The sequence below is a fragment of the Kineosporia mesophila genome, from assembly GCF_021129235.1.
GTDB classification, from domain to species: domain Bacteria; phylum Actinomycetota; class Actinomycetes; order Actinomycetales; family Kineosporiaceae; genus Kineosporia; species Kineosporia mesophila.
Map to the genome: position 1 here is coordinate 20,619 of NZ_JAJOMA010000012.1, position 16,696 is coordinate 37,314.

Below are 16,696 nucleotides of genomic sequence, written 5' to 3' on the forward strand. Positions count from 1 at the left end.
TACGGGGACATGGCCGAGTTCTACGAACTGGTCGCCGAGCAGCAGGCCGCCCGCAGCGGCCCGCTGCTGCGGCAGGCCCTGTCCGGACTCCAGGACGTGCCCGGCACGGTGGTCGAGATCGGCGCCGGAACCGGCCGGATCACCGAGATCATCGCTGAATCCGTGCCCGGGGCGCCGATTCTGGCGGTGGAGCCGGCGCCGGGGATGCGAGCGGTGCTGGTCTCGCGTCTGGCCGCGGACCCGGGCCTGCTCGCGCGCGTCACCGTCGCCACCGATGCCGCACCCGATCTGGCTCTGCCGGAACGCATCCGGGCCGCGGTCGTGTTCGGCGTGGCCGGGCACCTGGACACCGACAGCCGCACCCGACTGTGGTCGAGGCTGCGGGAGCGGCTGTCGCCGGGCGGGGTCATCGTGGTCGAACTGATGGGGGTGCGCGGCGCCCGCGCACTCCCCGAAGCGCGGCAGTTGCGCGCCGGCATCGGCGATCACGTCTACGAGTGGTGGGTCAGCGGGAGGGCGGAGGAGGCGGGCGGCATGCGTTTCGCCTCGCGCTGGACGGTCAGCGACCAGACCGGACGCGTGCTGCGGGAGGTGCGCGGCGGGTACCTCTGGCACACCGTCGGGATGGAGGAATTGGCCCGGGAGTCGCGACTGCGGGTCACGGCGCTCGGTGGCCGCACCGGATCCGGGCTTCCCGAGGTCGCGGTTCTGCACCGGCACCGGGAAGGACAGTCATGACGGACACCCTGACCTCAAGGACCATCCCGGCCGGACCCGGCGGCATCGACGCCGTGGTCGAGGCCGCCGTGCGCCTGGCTGACGGTGGGCCGGTGGTGGTCTACGAGAACGGCGGCACGCTGCGCTGCGCGGTCGGCCTGCGGGCTGAACTGGTTTTCTGCGCGGACGTTCTCACCACCACCTGGTCCGACCCGGTGCCGCATCCGGATCTGGCCGATGTCGCGGGCGCCCTGTCGGCCTGCCCGTATCCGCTGTGGCGGGCCTTCGGGTGGGCGCGGTTCGAGCTGGCCCTGCACCGGGCGGGCCAGGAGAGCGGGGTCAGCGGGCAGGAACCGCTGCTTCACCTGGTCCTGCCCCAGGTGGAGCTGGTCGTCGAGCGCGATGGCGGCCAGGTCGAGATCCGGGCCGCTGAGCCGGATCAGCAGCATTCGGCTCGGCAGGCGCTCGAACAGACGGTTCCGGTGGCCCCGCGCGGACCCGGACCCATCGAGGCCGACCTCCTGGCGGGGGCCGGCCCCTATCGGGCCGCGGTCGCCCGGGCGGTGCAGGACATTGCCACGACGCGGCTGGAGAAGGTCATCCTGTCCCGCGAGGTGCCGCTCGCCTCGGCCCCCGACCTGGTGGCCACGTTCCTGGCGGGACGCCGGGTGGTGACGGCGGCCCGGTCCTTCCATCTGGACCTGGGTGGCTGGCGAGCTACGGGGTTCAGCCCGGAGACGGTGGTCGAGGTGCAGGCGGACGGCCGGGTCAGCACCCAGCCGCTGGCGGGGACCAGGGCTCTGGGGCTGGGATCGGAGCGGGACGAGGCCAATCGGCTCGACCTGCTGTCGGATCTGAAGGAGATCGCCGAGCACGCCACCAGCGTGCGGCTGGCCGTGCAGGAGGCGGAGTCGATCTGCGAGCCGGGATCGGTGCGGGTGGAGGACTTCATGAGCGTGCTCCCGCGCGGTGCCGTGCAGCACCTGGCCTCGCGGGTGGCCGGTCGTCTGGCGCCGGGCCGGGGTGCCTGGGACGCCTTCGGCACGTTCTTCCCGGCCGTCACCGCGTCGGGGATCCCGAAGGCCGAGGCCTATGAGGCGCTCGTGCGCCTGGAAGGTTCTGCGCGCGGGCTCTACTCAGGTGCGGTGATCGTCGCGGACCACACCGGGGCCCTGGACGCGGCGCTGGTGCTGCGCAGCGTCTTCACCCAGCAGGGACGGTCCTGGTTGCGTGCGGGGGCCGGGGTGGTGGCGGCCTCGACTCCGGAGCGGGAGCTGGAGGAGACCTGCGAGAAGCTGCGGAGTGTGGCGCCTCATCTGGTGAGCTGATCAGGATCTGGTGAGCTGGTCAGGTCGCTGCGGCGTCGGCTCCCAGACCGGCCAGGATCCAGTTCAGGCCGGTCTCGAAGATCTCCTCGTCGTCGAGGGTGAAGAACTCCTGGCCGATCCGGGCCGTGACCGGGTGCCGTTCGGGGTCGATCGTGGTGAGTCCGCCGACGAAGGTGTCGGCGCGCTCGCCGCGGGGTGGGCCGGCCCGGTCCTCCACGGCCACCCGGCTGAAGGTCCAGCTCATGATCAGGGCCGTGCCGCGGGCCGTGCGGGCGTCATCGAGACCGGACCCGGCCAGGGCGGCGGCCAGGTTCTCGAGGAGGCGGTAGGCCTGCGGGCCGGCCGGGCCGTTCTCGATCAGCCAGGCGGCGGTGCCGGGGTACTGGCGCAGGACCGTCCGCTGGGCCCGGGCCCAGGCCCGCGCCCGATCGTCCCAGTCCGCGTGATCGGTCGTGTGGTCGCCGGCCACATCGTCCTCCCGTGCATCGCCCTGGGGTGCGGCGGGACGAATGTGGGAACCGATGCGGTCGACGACCAGGCGGGCGAGTTCCTCCCGGTCCGCGACGTGGCGGTACAGGGCCATCGCCGTCACCCCGAAGTGGCCGGCGACCGCTCGCATCGTCACCGCGGGCAGACCTTTCTGCCGGGCGATGTCGAGGGCGACCAGCACGATCGCCTCCTGGTTGAGGGTTTTCACCACCGAATCGTAACCGCCGGGCATATTGAAAATGATTCTCAGTAGCGTGGTATACATAGTAAACATCCGGCCGTCGGCCGGATCTGATCGAGGAGATGAAGGGGTCGCATGATGGCCACGAGAAGCCGCAGACGGGGTACCGGGGTCGCCGCGGCGCTGGCCGTGTCGCTGGTGCTGGGGGCCTGCGGGGGAGAGTCGGAAGCCGGCGCCGAGCAGGGCGCCGATGCCACCGGCGGGACGCTGCGGGCAGCGTTCGCGGGCGGGGCGTCGGAGACACTGAACTACCTGCAGGGCCCGACCGGTCTGGACTACGTGCGGGCCAAGCTCGTCCACGCCCCGCTGTGCGAGCTGGATGCCTCGGCCGAGGCCGGCGTCTCCTACGGCGTGCTGAAATCGATCGACGTCTCCGACGACCTGTCCGAGTACACCCTCAGCGTGCGCGACGGCGTGAAGTTCACCGACGGCTCGGCCCTGACCAGTAAGGACGTGCTGTATTCGCTGCGGGCGCCGCAGTTGCTGAAGGGGCTGCCGTTCACCCAGCTGGTGGCCCGCGGTTTCGACCTGGAGAAGGCCACCGCTCCCGACGCCTCGACGGTCGTCCTGCCCACGCTGTCGCCGATCGCCGACGGCCGGGACCTGATCTGCCAGAGCATGCTGGCGATCAAGGACGGGACGACCGAGTTCACGCCGCAGACCCCCTCGTCCGGTCCGTTCACGATCACTGCGTTCGAGGCGGGCCGGTCCACCACGCTGCGGCGCAACGAGACCTACTACGGCCAGGCGCCGTCGCTGGACTCGATCGAACTGGTCTCCATCCCGGACGGTACGGCCCGGGTCAACGCCCTGCGCCAGGGCCAGGTCGACTACATCAGTGGCCTCACCCCCGCCCAGGCCCAGACCCTGGAGGGGGTGGACGGCACCGCGGTCAGCACCGGCGAACTGCCCTACGCCTCGTACCTGCAGTTCACCATGAGTCCGGCGGCCCAGCCGTTCGACGACGTGCGCGTGCGGGAAGCCTTCCGGCTGGCGGTCAATCGCGAACGCATCCGGGAGAACGTCTACTACGGGCACGCGTTCATCGGCAACGATGTTCCCGGCCTGGGGTTCCCGAACTACGACACCTCGCTGGAGCAGCGCGCCTACGACCCGCGACGGGCCAGGGAACTGCTCGCCGAGGCCGGGGCCGCCGGCATCGAGGTGGAACTGACCGCCGGGCCGGAACTGGCCGGCATGGTCGAGACCGCCACCCTGGTCGTGGAGGACCTGCAGGCCATCGGCGTCAAGGCGAAGCTTCGGGAACTGGCCGCGGGTGAGCTGTACGCCGACTTCGGGGCCTACGCGAAGCTGCCGTTCAAGGCGGGCTACACGCCGCCGGCAACGTTCGAGCCGAACTGGACGCCGGGCGCGTTCCCGGACGTGGACGCGCTGGTGCAGACGGCCCGCAGCGCCACCTCGGCGGAGGAGCGTCTGAGCGCCTCGCACCAGGCGCAGCAACTGCTGTGGAAGGAAGGCAGTCAGCTCGGGGTGATGTTCGTGCCGAACATCAGTGCCGCGGTCGAGGGTGTGTCCGGGATCAGGGAACTGCAGTTCCCCGATCTGGCGCAGGCGACCGTGTCGCAGTGAGCTGGCTCGCGGTGAGGGTTGCCGTGTGCGCGGTGACCCTCACCGTGCTGTCGGTGCTGGTGTTCTGGGCCACCGACATCCTTCCCGGGGACGCGGTGGGCGCGGTGTCGGGCCCGGACGCCACGGACGCCGAGCGTGAGGCGGTGCGCCTCGCGCTCGGGCTGGACCGTCCGCCCCTGGAGCGGTACCTGGACTGGGGCGGCGGTGTGCTGCACGGTGATCTGGGGACGTCGATGGTGTCGGGCACGGACGTCACGGACATCGTCGGCGCCCGGCTGGAAGCCAGCTTCGCGGTGATCCTGCCGGCGGCCGGGTTGCTGCTCGTGCTCGCCGGAGGGCTCGGCACCTGGGCCGGACTGCGGGCGGGAAGCCGCCTGGACCGGGCGCTCTCGGGCACCACGCTGGGGCTGATCGGGACCCCGGACTTCCTGATCGCGACCGGCCTGCTGTTGGTGTTCACGCTCTGGTGGCCGGTGCTGCCGGCCGTGGCGATCGTTCCCCTGGGTCAGTCGTTGTGGCAGCAGCCCGAGCTGATCGTGCTGCCCGCCGCGGCCTTGGCCCTGGGCGGCTTCGGGTCGACCATGCGCCTGCTGCGGGCCTGTGTGGTGCAGTCCGCGGCCTCGCCGTACGCCGAGTTCGCCCGGCTGAACGGGGTGCGCGGCGCACGGTACGTCTGGACGGTGGTCTCCAACGCGGCCGGCCCGGCCGTGCACGCGTTCACGATCATGCTGGCTGGTCTGCTCGGTGGTGGCGTCGTCGTGGAGACCCTCTTCAACGTGCCCGGTCTGGGCTATGAGCTGACCCGTGCGGTGGGAACCCGGGATGTCCCGCTGATCCAGGCGATCAGCCTGCTGCTGGGAGGCGCCACCCTGCTGGTGCTGCTGGCCGGGGACGTGCTCGTGCGCCTGCTGGATCGCCGTCATCCCCGGGAGGGACAGCCGTGAGCGGCCTTCGCCGATGGGTTTTCGCCCTGCCGGTGGGCGCCGTCGTGACGGTGGCGGTGATCGGTCCCTGGCTCGCCCCGGGCAGCATCACCGCGCCGGTGGGCCGTCCCTTCGAACCCGGCGGCACCGCTCACCTCCTGGGGACCGACGTGCTGGGCCGGGACGTCCTGGCCCGCGTCCTGGCGGGTGGCCGCACCCTGGTCCTGCAGGCGATCGCCGCGACCCTGCTGGGCAGCCTGGCCGGCCTGAGCGTCGGGATCGGGACCGCGCGGACCTGTCACCGCCGCACCGCCGCCGCCGGGCAACGCGCGGTGGATGCTTTCGCCGCCGTCCCCGCCGTGCTGGTCCTGCTGCTGGCGGCCTCGGGCTCGGCGGGCAGCGATGTCGTGGTGGCCGTGGCGATCACGGCGGTGAGCATTCCCTTCTCGGTCCGCATCATCCACGAGCGGACCTCCCGATTGATCACCACCGACTATGTGTGCGACGCCCGCGCCCGGGGAGAATCCGGGTGGGCCGTGATCCGGTACGACCTCCTGCCGGGTATCGCCCCGGTGGCCCTGGCCGAGGGCGGGATCCGGTTCGTGGCCGCCACCCAGCTCGCGGCCACCGCCGGATTCCTCGGCCTCGGAGCCGGGGCACCGACGGCGAACTGGGGCCGGATGGTCCGCGAGAACAGCACCGGCCTGAACGCCAACCCGCTGCCGGTCATCGTCCCGGCCGTCCTGCTGGTCGTGCTCGCCGTCGGGATGAGCGCGCTGCTGGACCGGCTCGCGGTGGAACGAGCCGGTGGCCTGGAACAGACAGGACAGCTGGCATGACCGGGGTTCAGGGACTGAGCGTGCTCACCCCACAAGGCCGAAAAATCCTGGACGGCGTAGATCTCGACCTGCGCCCCGGCAGCGTCACCGCCCTGATCGGACCCTCCGGGAGTGGCAAGAGCACCCTGGCCCAGGCCCTGGTCGGACACCTGGGCCCCGGACTACGGCGTACCGCCGGCACGGTCGAGGTGAGGGGGCACGACCCGTTCACCGCCTCAGGAAGAGCCCAGATCCGCGGTCGGCTGGCCGGCTACCTGCCGCAGGACCCGGCCAGTGCGCTGGACCCCCGACGGCGGGTGCTGGCCCAGTTACTGACGGCCGCGCGCACCGCCCACCCGAAGACCGGTCGCGAGCACCGCAACCAGCTGGTGCGGACAGCCATCGCGACAGCGTCCTTCGACCCGAACCTGCTGCGGCGACATCCCGCCCAGCTGTCCGGCGGGCAGGCGCAGCGCGCCCTTCTGGCCTGGACGTTCGTGACCCGTCCGGGGCTGCTGATCCTGGACGAGCCCACGAGCGGACTGGATCCCGGGACCGCCGCCCAGGTCCAGGCCGCCTTCACCACCCTTCCCTGGCAGCCGGCGGTCCTGGTGATCAGCCACGATCACGACCTCGTGGCCGCAAGAGCCGACCAGATCCTGGAACTGGACGACGGCCACCGACGGGTGCCCGCCGCGTCCCCCAAGCTCCGGCAACCGCAAGCGATCACGCTAGGCTCCCGGCCCCGGTCCGTCGTCCTGGAAGCCTCCGGCATCGTCATCGAACGCGGCGGACGGCGCTTGCTGGACGACGTCACGCTCACCGTCGGCACGGCCGAGATGATCGCTGTCCAAGGCATCTCCGGCAGCGGGAAAACCTCCCTCGCCCGCGCCCTGTGCGGCTTCGCTCCACCAGCCCGGGGGACCCTGAGAGTGCACGGGACGCAAATAAACTGGGACGCCGCGGTGCGTGCGCGCCGACGCCAGCCCTTCATCGCCTACGTGGGGCAGGACGCGCTCGCGGCACTGAACCCGCACGAGACCGTCCGCCGCACCCTCCATCGCGCCATGAACGCAGCGGCCCGGGCCGGGCGCCCGGCCGGCGCCGATCCGATCAGCGACCTCGCCTTGCCGCAGGACGTTCTCGATCGCACCCCGGCCCGGCTCAGCGGTGGCCAGCGGCACCGGGTGGCGCTGGCCCGGGCCCTCGCGTCCGCTCCCGACGTCCTCGTGTGCGACGAGACCACCGCCGCGCTCGACGCGACCACCACGTCCCACATTCTCGACGCCCTGGACGGCTGGCGGGAAAAACACCGCACCCCCATGGTCCTGATCACCCACACCCCGAGCGTCGCCGCCCGAGCCGGGCGCGTCCTCACCATCACCGGAGGCCGACTGCGATGACCGTCCCCGACCTGCTCCGGCCCGTACGAACCGCCCTGGGTGCCGCCCTGACCCTTCAGGCGCTGGCCGGGCTGCTGACCCTGGTCCCGCTGATCACACTGATCGAGTTCGCCGGCGCGTCGCTGAACGAGGACCCCCTACCGGGCCGGACCGTGGTGATGGCCGCCGTGTTCGCAACGATCGGCTCCGCCCTGAGTTCCGCTGCCGCCACCTGGATCTCGCACCGCGCTGATGCGAAGCTGACCTGGCAACTGCAGACCCGGCTGGCCGGCACCGTCCGGCGGCTACCGCTGCCCCACGTCAGCGGCGCCGGTGCGGCCCGGATCAAGAAGGTCGTACAGGACGACACCGAGGCCCTGCACTACCTCATCGCGCACACGCTGCTGGACATCACCGGATTCGTCGTCACGCCCCTGGCCGGACTGGTGGCGCTCGCCGTCATCCAATGGCAACTGGCGCTGGTGGCCCTGATCCCTCTGCTCCTGGGCATCACCTGGTACCTCACGGCACTCAACGCCTCGGGCGGCGGCTTCGCCGAGTTCGGCCGCACGCAGCAGGCCATCAACACCAGCGTCGTCGACTACGTGCACGGCCTGCCCGGAGCCAAGGTCTACGGCGGCGCCGGGGGAGCGCACACCCGTTATCTCGATGCCGTGCACGCCTTTCACGACTTCTTCCGGGGCTGGTCGAAGGGCACCTCCGTGGTCACCACCGCCTCCTGGCTGATCGTCACCCCGGGCCTGAGCGTCAGTATGTTCGTCCTGGTCGGCTGGGTGGGCCGAGAAGGGGGATGGGTGGACGCCCAGGGGCTGGTCGCGGGAGCCCTGCTCGGCCCGGCCATCGGTGCACCGGTCGCGGTGATCGGCCCGCGTCTTCAGGCCCTGCGCTCGGGACTGGCCGCCGTCGGGTCCATCACTGAGTTCCTCGGCCAGGAGACGCTTTCGTGGGGTCATGCGTCGGCCCGTGGTGTTGTGGCCCTGGAAGGTGTGAGCCACCGTTACGACGGCGGACGGGCCGCGCTCACGGACATCACCCTGGAGCTCCCGCCGCGAGGGCTGGTGGCGCTGGTCGGAACCTCGGGCAGCGGCAAGAGCACGATCGTGGCCCTGCTGGCCAGATTCACCGACCCCAGCCAGGGCCGGGTCCGGCTGGGCGGCAGCGACCTTCGCGAGATGCCCGAGGACGAGCTCTACCGGCGGATCGCCTTCGTCTTCCAGGACACCGGCCTGCGCCGGGCCAGTATCACCGACAACCTCACCGGTGGAAGGGCACTGGCTCATGAGGAGGTGATGGAAGCTACTCGGGCAGCCGCCGTCCACGACGAGATCATGGCGTTGCCGAAGGGTTACGACACCGTCCTGGGCCTCGACACCGACCTTTCCGGAGGTCAGCGCCAGCGCGTCTGCCTGGCCCGGGCCCTGCTGCGCCACCCTGATCTTCTCGTCCTGGACGAAGCGCTCTCCGCGGTCGACGCCCAGACCCGGCGCGATCTGATCGGCACCCTGCGGGCCGAGGCCTCACAACGCACCGTTCTGCTCATCACCCACGAGATGCGCATGGCCAAGAACGCCGACCTGATCCTCGTGCTGCAGGAGGGACGTCTGGCCGGGCAGGGCACCCACGACGAACTCCTGGCCTCCTGCCCCGCCTACACCGCACTTCTGACCGATGAATCTTCCCTCTCGCGGAGCTGACTTTCATGCTGCTGGACCTGATGCGCATCCTGCCCCGCCGGGAGCGCCGGGACCTGCTCCGCCTGGCCGCCTGGCTGGGCGCTGCGGCCATCCTTCACGGACTGGCCCTCGGAGCCGCCGGTCTCGCCGTCGCTGCCCTTCTGGACACCGGTTCCCTGACCTGGCTCATGGCCTTGGCGGTGCTCGCCACGGTGTTCGTCGTCGTGCAGTGGATCGCCCAGATGATCGCCTTCCGCGTCGGCAGCGAATCCGCGCGGGCCCTGCACGTGCGGCTCGGCGAGCACCTGGCGGTTCTGCCGCTGGGCTGGTTCACTCCCACCCGCCAGGCTGACGTCGTGACCAGCGCCAGTTCGGGCGTGACGGCGCTCATGTCCTACCCGGCCCTCCTGCTGCGCCCAGCGCTCTCGGCCGTCGTCACCCCGGTGGCCGCTGCTCTCGTCCTGGCGCTCCTGGACTGGCGTTACCCGATCGCGGCCCTTCTGGCCGTCGGCATCGCCTGGCTGGTCAGCGGGTACAGCACCCGACTGGCTGCTTCCGTCGACTCCCGCCGCCACCAGGCCGCCGCCGAAGGCACCAGCCGATTGCTGGAGTACGCGACCCGCCAGCACCTGATCCGGACCGACACCGGGCCGGACGACACCGGAGACCTTCAGCAGGCCCTGGCCCGCGTCCGCGACACATCCCTGCGCTCGGCCGGCACCGTGCTCCCGGGGCTGCTGCTGTTCAGCGTCACCCTCAACGCGCTGTTCGCCGCCCTGATCGCCCTGGGCGTCCTGGGGGTGGCCGCCGGTAGCCTCGAAGTCACTGCGTTCATCGGTGCCCTGATCGTGCTCACCCGCCTCAGCGCGGTGGCCGCCACCGGGGCCGAGCTCGCCGCCGGCCTCAGGATGCAACGCGGCGCCCTCACCCGGCTGGCCGGCATCCTGAACAGCCCTCCTCTCCTGACCGGCGAGGGCTCGGAAGAGACACGGACTGGCGTCGTCGAAGTCCGGAAGGTGTCTTTCCGGTACGGGGAAACTCTTGTTCTGGAGGATGTCTCGTTCACGCTGCCACCGCGGGGTCTGACGGCCCTGGTGGGGCCGTCCGGTGCCGGGAAGACCTCCCTGATCCGGCTGCTGGCCCGCTTCTGGGACCCCACCTCCGGATCGATCACCCGGGCGGGCCACGACCTGCGCATCCTGACACCGGAACACCTCTACGCCGGCCTGGGCACCGTCCTGCAGGAGGACTACCTGCTGGATGCCACCATCGGCGACAACATCCGGGCCGGGCGCCCCGGCGCGTCGGAGACCGAAGTGGCGGCGGCGGTGGAGGAAGCCGGCCTGGCGCAGACCATCCGGGACCTGCCCGCAGGCCTGAGCACCCCGTGCGGCCCGGGTGGCAGCCGCCTGTCCGGAGGGCAACGTCAGCGCGTCTGCATCGCCCGGGCCCTGCTCAAGAAGGCCCCGCTCACGCTGATGGACGAGGCCACCTCGGCGCTGGATCCGGAGAACCGCCGCCTGGTGATCGAGACGGCCCACCGCCTGGCCCGCTCCGGCAGTGTCGTGCTCGTGGCCCACGACCTGGAATCGGTCACCGACGCCGATCAGATCCTGGTCATCGAAGGAGGCCGGGTCGTTCAGCGAGGCACACACCGGGAACTGGCTGAGCACGAAGGTCTGTACCAGCGGCTTCTGAACGATCAGGCACGGGTGACAGGACGAACATCTGGCGACAGCTCGCTTCCGGGTGCAGATGATCACGAAGTGTCCCCGCAGTACTGAAGTTTCCGTGACCCGGGACCGGTGTCCAGGGGGTGTCTCGGTCCGGCCGGGCCGAGGCACCCCCTGGACACGTCACTGCTCCCCTGTGGTCAGGGCTGATCGATGACAGCCAGGACAGCGAAGAAGTAGTTCCGGAAGCTGGCCAATCCCTGGTACCACTTCTCGTCGGCCGAGAAGCCTGGCCGCTGGAAGAGTTCGCGGAAGTGGGCGAAGGTGGTCCAGGCGCCGAAGTTGATGACTTCGCTGCCATCCAGGCTGCGATGGAAGTTGATGGCCTCCAGTCCCGGCGTTCCGATGGACCGGGGGGCCGAGACCCGGGCTGCCTCCAGAAGTTCGTCCTGGGCGTGGGGCGGCATTGTGAAGACGCCGAAATGAGCGTGCGGGGTTGCGGTCCGGGAGAAGAGGGTCTGCTGACCGGGCGCGACGAAGTCGACGCTGAACGTGCGGGCATCGACCAGCTGGATGTCGTTGGCGTCGGTGAACGCGGTTCGTAGGGACCATTCGGGACGCACCTGGGTGACGGCGGGGTCTGTCGTATTCCACTGGGAGTACAGGGCGATCTCGCCGCCCTGCCCTTGCAGGAGAGTGGCCGAGACGAAACCCTCGGTGTGGCGGAGGGATTTCTCGAGGTGGTCGCGGGCGGCCCGGGTGGCGGCCGACGGCACGGCTGACGCGGTCGGATCGGGTGGGGTATTGGTCACCTGGAACTTTCCGTCGGTCGGCAGGCCGCTCTCGGTATGGGTCGCAAAGCGCTCGATCACGGTGATGACGCCGCTGTCAGGGCGCACGATCATGGTGTTCATGGTTCTCCTCGGATCGTTGACAGGTGTTCGGACCGTACAACAATGTGCGTGCGCACGCAAATATTAATGTTGTAGGCTGTCCTCATGCAGAAAGACGGTAGGGCCCGGTCGCTGGAGGCCGACGATGACGAGTTGTGGCGTTCGTTCGGTCGGCTCATGCAGCGTCTTCCCCGTGAGATCGACGAGGACATGATGCGCGAAACCGGCCTCACTATGACGGAATTCGCTGTCTTGCACGCCCTCAGCGCTCAGGCCGGGGGGACCTTGAGGGTCACCGGCATCGCCGCCGACATCGGGCTGTCCAGCAGTCGTGTCAGTAGGGTCGTGACCGCACTCAGTGCGCGTGGCTGGTGCCGGCGCACGGTTGACAGCAGTGACGGCCGGGCGGCCCTGGCCGAACTGACCTCCTCGGGCCGGGCGAAGGTCGAGGAGGCGCTGCCGCATCACACGGTGCTGGCTCGCCGCCGCATCCTTGATCACATTCCCTCGGGAGAACGCGACATCGTGCTCAGGGCCCTGAAAACCATCTTGGAAGCCCCACAGTGACCCGGCTCGGCCCCGGCGAGCCGCCCCCGAGTGTCCGGAGACTCACGCGGTTGACTCAATCGGCCTGGTGAATCTCGTTGCCCATCAGTTCATCGCGTCATTCCGCATCGGACCGGTGGGCGTTCAGGACGCGGGCGTGTTGCTCGTGATCGGACGACTGCTGCACCATGCGCACCGCGCGTTCGCGACGTTCCCCCATGGCTCCCTCTTCTCGAGAACTGGAGCGCCCGAACATGCCGGGGCGGTTCGTTATTCGGACTGCTGAGCCTCCTGAGCAGGCAAGCGCTCAAAGAGGTCGAAGGCTTTCCCGGCGATTGCCCGGAGCTGGTCGGCCTCCACCGCGCGCGACCGGACCAGGGCATCGAATGCCTGAAGGTCCTTGGCCGCGATTCGGGTGGCCAGCTCCCTGAACTCAGGCTCCTCGGACATCCGGCCGGACACCAGGTCCAGACCGACACTGGCGCCGGTTGCCGAGATCATGGTTCTGGCGACCGAGGAACGGTTCAGTCCTAGCCGTTCTCCAGCCTCCAGCGCAAGGCACGCAGTGGCCATGTTGGCAACCAGCAACACCTGGTTGAGCGCCTTGGCCTGCAAACCCGATCCCACCTCACCGTGGCGATGCACGTGCGACCCCATCGCCTTCAGCATGGGCAGCACAGTCCGATAGGCCTCGGTGGGCCCGCCCGCCATGACCGTCAGTTCACCGGTGAGGGCGCGGGCCCGCAGCCCGCTGACGGGCACGTCCATGACGACTATGCCGAAGGCCCGGCACTGCTCGGCCAGACGTTCTGCGAACTCGATCGTCACGGTGGAATGGATCAGGATGATCCCGCCCGCCGCCATGCCTTCGACAATTCCGCCGGCGCCGAGCACCACCTCGTGGACGTCGTCCTCACTGAATACCGCCACGCCCACCACATCGCTGAACGAACCCATTTCGGCGGCTGTTTCGGTCTGCCGGTAGGAATGCTCGGTGAACTGAGCGAAAGTCTCCTGGCGCCGGGCCCACAAGGTGACCTCAAAGCCGGCCGCCATGCAGCGGCTCGCCATGGGGCCGCCGATGTCACCGAGGCCCACGAAGCCGATGCGTATGCGGTCACTGTGTTGATTGCTCACCAGGACACCTTCCCTCAGAACGGCCCTGCCAGCCTGCCCGAGAAATGGTCACCCACCGTTCTGAGGCGAGGTGGCCAATCGCCGCAGTGCCTTTTCCGAGGCCGACCCACTGACAGCGGTCATCACGATCAATCGCATGGCCGGGTCATGGGGAATGGACAGCGAGTGATGCACCACGTCGAGCTTCCCGAGCACCGGGTGCCGCATGCGATACGTCGCCACGTCCCACGCGTGTACGCCGTGTTCGGACCACATTTCCGCGAATTCGACACTCTGGGCGTTCATCTCGTTGATCAGCGTGATCAGCCGGGGATCGTCCGGATACGTTCCGACGGCCAACCGCAATCGCCCGACCACGTCGCGAGCCTTGTGCGCCCAGTCCGGGTAGAGCGCCCGGACGTACGGGTCCAGAAACACCATGCGGACGACGTTGGGACGAGTGGGGAGCGAATCCGGAGCGCTACGGTCCGCCTGCGGGCCGATCAGCGCGTGCCCGGCGGCATTCCAGGCCAGCAGGTCGGCGCACAACCCGGTGAGAACCACCGGCGTCGTACCGAAGGAGTCCATCAACTGCCGAATTTCGGAGGTGACACAGTCGACCTCAGTCGACCGGCGGCCCCTGGACGTCTGCCTCCGGGCGAGCGTGTGCAGGTGCAGTCGCTCAGTCTCACTCAGCCGTAGGGCCTGAGCCAGGGCATCGAGTACCTGTGGCGAGGCGATCAGCGATCCCTGCTCCAGCCGGGTCAGATAACTGGTGCTGACTCCGGCTTCCTGCGCAACCTCGTCACGGCGCAGACCCGGCACCCGGCGGCCCTGATGGATATCCCGAAGACCCAGGTCGGCCGGCTGCAGACGCCCCCTCCGCGCAGCGAGGAACTCTCCTAATGAATTCACCCCTCCAACTCTGCCGCACGTCCGTAGGGGCCCGGAGGGCAGTGCCGCCCGGCCCGGGACTGTCTCATCAGCGGTGGAACCAGGAACCGGCTGCGCACCGTCGGTCCGTGTGAGCCGGGCGCGTGCACGAAACCGCTGGGCGTCCATCACCCGCACGCCACTGGCCTGCTGCGACGGGATCAATGGGTGATCAGACGTCGGCTCGGTCTCGCCCTGCAGCGGACGAGACCGAGCCGACGCCGAGGTACGTGCCCGGGCTTTCTCCCTTTCGGTGACCAGCGGGCCGACCGGCGCAGCGGCCGTAGGTCAGCCCGGTTCAGCCGGCCTGGTGGGACCGTCACCGAACTGTCGACGCGGCACGCGTACGGGGTTGTTACTTCTCCAGGGTCACGGCGCTCGTGGCGACCGTGATGTGCTGACCCTGGGCGTTGAGAAGCTTTTCGCCCTCGGCGTCGGTGACACCGGCCGACTTCGCAAAGCCGGCTGCGTTCTGGGCGACCTGACCGGTGAAGGACACGGCGTCGCCCTTCTCCACCGTGAACGGCGATTCCCCGGCCTTTCCGGTGAGCTGGACCCAGACGCGGTCGGTGTCGCCGGCGCCGACCCAGAACCCCTCGTCGGCCGGGACCGACTGCACTCGCACCGCCGTGGCTGTCGCCTCGGTACCGGTGTACGCGGACAGGTCGCCGTCGGCACCGATGTCCGTGGCGTCGGCCAGCGGAAGCAGGAGTGCCTGGTCGGTGGTGATGGTCCCAGCCCCGTTGGCCGAGGTGCCCCCGGCCGTCGTGGCTGCCGCGCTCGAGGCATCGCTCGATGCCGGGCTGGGCGTGGACGCCCCGGCGGGCGCCGTCGTTGTGGCCGTCGGCGCGGACGGGGTGGCGGTGCTGCCGGCGCTGCTGGGGTCGTCATCGCCCCCCGCGCAGCGGCTCAGCAACAGGAGAAGAAGAACGAGTAGCACGATGAAGACCAGCAGGGGGATCAGCCAGGCCGGACGCTTGCCGGCCGGGCCCCCGACGGGACGGGCGCCTGGGGATGAGTGGGGGTTGTGCTCTGCCACAGCAGTGTCTCCTGAACATGGGATGGATCTGGACCGGGTCGTGCCACGTAGGTGCCAGACGGCCGCACCCTTACCCCGCTCTCTCACGACAGCGGGTGTCTGTGCATAAATGCGGGGTGCTGATGGGCTCCCTCCCGAGGTCGGCGCGGCGTGGTGGTAGCACGAGTGGTGATGGCGGTTTCGGTGGTGCTGCCTGGCCGCCCTGGTCCTCGTAGCCGTTGCGGCCAGGCAGTTTTCGGGTTCGGCAGTGACGCCCTCAGTAGTGGGAGCTTCCCGGGTTCTGGTCCCAGGTGGTGTCGGTCCGGACCCGGGCGCGGGCACTGTCGGCCTGGGCCTGCACGTTCGGCGCCGAGGCGACCTGCTGGCCGATGTTGCGCTTCTCGGCGTCGTACGTGGCCAGCGTGTTCTCCCAGCGGGCCTGCATCGGCTTGATCCCGCCGCCGCCGACCGCCACCACGACCACTCCGACCACCGCGGCCAAGGTGGCGTACAGGATGCCGTCAACGACGTTCTGCGCGATCTGCAACTGGTCCAGAGCGGCGATGATGCCGAACGCGAGGATGAGGACCGACGCCGCGCCGGCCAGGACCCGCCCGTAGGACAGGCCGCCGAGGCTGCCTTCGATCAGGGTCTTGGCGCCGGCCGCGATCGCCGAGGCGATCACGACGATGACGATGGCCACGAACACCTTCGGCAGGTACGCGATGACTGCCTGTAGGTACCCGCTGATCGGGTTGGGACCGAACACCCCGAACGCGGTGGACAACACGAACAGCATGATCGTGTAGAACACCAGCTTGGCCAGGATGTCCGAGGCATCGTACTTCGACTGCTCCAGCGCCCGCCCGACCCCGCCGCGCTCGACCGCCCGGTCGAACCCAACTCTTTCCAGGACGCCGTTCAGGACCTTGGCCAGGACCTTGGCAATGATGTACCCGACGATCAGGATCAGGAGGAAAACCACGAACTTGGGCACGAACGTGGCGATCGTCGACCAGGCGCTGTTGACACCCGATTCGTAGTCGATCTTGGACAGCGGCGCTAGGGCGTGCATGAGTGGTAGTCCTTCCGTGGCAGAAACGAGGAAAAGCCGACGAGGGGCGGCCGGGACAGAGCTGGACGACGGCTGCGGACGCCGTTGAGCTGCTCGTACGGTGAAGAAGACCCGGGTCGGGCGCGACCATGACGCACAAATTTCGAACGTTTTCGCCGGCGTCCGGGCCGGTGCGACAGCAGCCCTGGCCCATCCTGCGGACGGGGCAGCCCTCACCTCGATGTCTGGCTGGTGAGCCGCCGCGAGTGCACCTGACCAGG

15 protein-coding genes are annotated in these 16,696 nt (G+C 69.7%); 9 read left to right on the forward strand and 6 right to left on the reverse strand.

The annotated features are described in order from the left end of the window. Positions 1-9 precede the first annotated feature (9 nt). Together LR393_RS17830 and LR393_RS17835 are read left to right on the forward strand one after the other, a co-directional pair. A complete protein-coding gene (locus LR393_RS17830) occupies positions 10-738 on the forward strand; it encodes a class I SAM-dependent methyltransferase (protein ID WP_407937331.1) in 729 nt (242 codons plus the stop codon). Further along, a complete protein-coding gene (locus LR393_RS17835; RefSeq protein ID WP_231485076.1) occupies positions 735-2,045 on the forward strand; it encodes a salicylate synthase in 1,311 nt (436 codons plus the stop codon). The genes LR393_RS17830 and LR393_RS17835 overlap by 4 nt, the downstream gene beginning before the upstream one ends. A gap of 19 nt (positions 2,046-2,064) precedes the next feature. Here the strand turns inward: LR393_RS17835 and LR393_RS17840 are convergent, their stop codons facing one another. After that, positions 2,065-2,742, reverse strand: coding sequence for a TetR/AcrR family transcriptional regulator (locus LR393_RS17840; protein WP_231485077.1), 678 nt, complete (start codon positions 2,740-2,742; stop codon positions 2,065-2,067). A 108-nt stretch (positions 2,743-2,850) separates the two neighbouring features. Between LR393_RS17840 and LR393_RS17845 the strand changes: the two genes are divergently transcribed. The 6 genes from LR393_RS17845 to LR393_RS17870 are packed head-to-tail and all read left to right on the forward strand — an operon-like array spanning position 2,851 to position 10,966. Continuing rightward, the gene (locus LR393_RS17845) at positions 2,851-4,365 is read left to right on the forward strand and encodes an ABC transporter substrate-binding protein (protein ID WP_231485078.1); all 1,515 of its coding nucleotides are present in this window, start codon (positions 2,851-2,853) and stop codon (positions 4,363-4,365) included. Then, positions 4,362-5,309, forward strand: coding sequence for an ABC transporter permease (locus LR393_RS17850; protein WP_231485079.1), 948 nt, complete (start codon positions 4,362-4,364; stop codon positions 5,307-5,309). The genes LR393_RS17845 and LR393_RS17850 overlap by 4 nt, the downstream gene beginning before the upstream one ends. Then, positions 5,306-6,127, forward strand: coding sequence for an ABC transporter permease (locus tag LR393_RS17855; RefSeq protein ID WP_231485080.1), 822 nt, complete (start codon positions 5,306-5,308; stop codon positions 6,125-6,127). Before LR393_RS17850 ends, LR393_RS17855 begins: the two co-directional genes overlap by 4 nt. Continuing rightward, positions 6,124-7,509: an ABC transporter ATP-binding protein gene (locus LR393_RS17860; protein WP_231485081.1), complete on the forward strand. Its 1,386-nt coding sequence runs from the start codon at positions 6,124-6,126 to the stop codon at positions 7,507-7,509. Before LR393_RS17855 ends, LR393_RS17860 begins: the two co-directional genes overlap by 4 nt. Then, positions 7,506-9,203 carry an ABC transporter ATP-binding protein gene (locus LR393_RS17865; RefSeq protein WP_231485082.1) on the forward strand — a complete coding sequence of 566 codons (1,698 nt, stop codon included), beginning with the start codon at positions 7,506-7,508 and terminating at the stop codon, positions 9,201-9,203. Before LR393_RS17860 ends, LR393_RS17865 begins: the two co-directional genes overlap by 4 nt. Positions 9,204-9,208: 5 nt before the next feature. After that, entirely contained in the window at positions 9,209-10,966 is a 1,758-nt protein-coding gene (locus tag LR393_RS17870; RefSeq protein ID WP_231485083.1) for an ABC transporter ATP-binding protein, read from the forward strand. A gap of 89 nt (positions 10,967-11,055) precedes the next feature. On the opposite strand, the gene LR393_RS17875 is transcribed toward LR393_RS17870, so the two are convergent. Continuing rightward, the gene (locus LR393_RS17875; RefSeq protein ID WP_231485084.1) at positions 11,056-11,769 is read right to left on the reverse strand and encodes a hypothetical protein; all 714 of its coding nucleotides are present in this window, start codon (positions 11,767-11,769) and stop codon (positions 11,056-11,058) included. A gap of 156 nt (positions 11,770-11,925) precedes the next feature. Here LR393_RS17875 and LR393_RS17880 point away from each other — a divergent pair, with 156 nt between their 5' ends. Continuing rightward, positions 11,926-12,315, forward strand: coding sequence for a MarR family winged helix-turn-helix transcriptional regulator (locus LR393_RS17880; protein ID WP_231485085.1), 390 nt, complete (start codon positions 11,926-11,928; stop codon positions 12,313-12,315). 249 nt (positions 12,316-12,564) lie between these two features. On the opposite strand, the gene LR393_RS17885 is transcribed toward LR393_RS17880, so the two are convergent. The 4 genes from LR393_RS17885 to LR393_RS17900 all read right to left on the reverse strand — a co-directional run bounded on the left by LR393_RS17885 (position 12,565) and on the right by LR393_RS17900 (position 16,436). Further along, complete coding sequence (locus LR393_RS17885; RefSeq protein WP_231485086.1) at positions 12,565-13,431, reverse strand: NAD(P)-dependent oxidoreductase; 867 nt, start codon at positions 13,429-13,431, stop codon at positions 12,565-12,567. Positions 13,432-13,479: 48 nt separating this feature from the next. Further along, positions 13,480-14,325, reverse strand: coding sequence for a helix-turn-helix domain-containing protein (locus tag LR393_RS17890; protein WP_231485087.1), 846 nt, complete (start codon positions 14,323-14,325; stop codon positions 13,480-13,482). Between the two features lie 373 nt (positions 14,326-14,698). Continuing rightward, on the reverse strand, positions 14,699-15,382 hold the full coding sequence (locus tag LR393_RS17895) for a hypothetical protein (protein WP_231485088.1): 684 nt from the start codon (positions 15,380-15,382) through the stop codon (positions 14,699-14,701). Between the two features lie 256 nt (positions 15,383-15,638). Further along, positions 15,639-16,436, reverse strand: a complete 798-nt coding sequence (locus LR393_RS17900; RefSeq protein WP_231485089.1) for a mechanosensitive ion channel family protein — start codon at positions 16,434-16,436, stop codon at positions 15,639-15,641. Between the last annotated feature and the right edge of the window lie 260 nt (positions 16,437-16,696).

Bases quoted from the DNA above. Each gene is read 5' to 3' on its own strand.
- LR393_RS17875 (WP_231485084.1), bottom strand. From the start codon at position 11,769: ATGAACACCATGATCGTGCGCCCTGACAGCGGCGTCATCACCGTGATC.
- LR393_RS17860 (WP_231485081.1), top strand. From the start codon at position 6,124: ATGACCGGGGTTCAGGGACTGAGCGTGCTCACCCCACAAGGCCGAAAA.
- LR393_RS17900 (WP_231485089.1), bottom strand. From the start codon at position 16,436: ATGCACGCCCTAGCGCCGCTGTCCAAGATCGACTACGAATCGGGTGTC.
- LR393_RS17845 (WP_231485078.1), top strand. From the start codon at position 2,851: ATGATGGCCACGAGAAGCCGCAGACGGGGTACCGGGGTCGCCGCGGCG.
- LR393_RS17865 (WP_231485082.1), top strand. From the start codon at position 7,506: ATGACCGTCCCCGACCTGCTCCGGCCCGTACGAACCGCCCTGGGTGCC.
- LR393_RS17880 (WP_231485085.1), top strand. From the start codon at position 11,926: ATGCAGCGTCTTCCCCGTGAGATCGACGAGGACATGATGCGCGAAACC.
- LR393_RS17870 (WP_231485083.1), top strand. From the start codon at position 9,209: ATGCTGCTGGACCTGATGCGCATCCTGCCCCGCCGGGAGCGCCGGGAC.
- LR393_RS17830 (WP_407937331.1), top strand. From the start codon at position 10: ATGGCCGAGTTCTACGAACTGGTCGCCGAGCAGCAGGCCGCCCGCAGC.
- LR393_RS17835 (WP_231485076.1), top strand. From the start codon at position 735: ATGACGGACACCCTGACCTCAAGGACCATCCCGGCCGGACCCGGCGGC.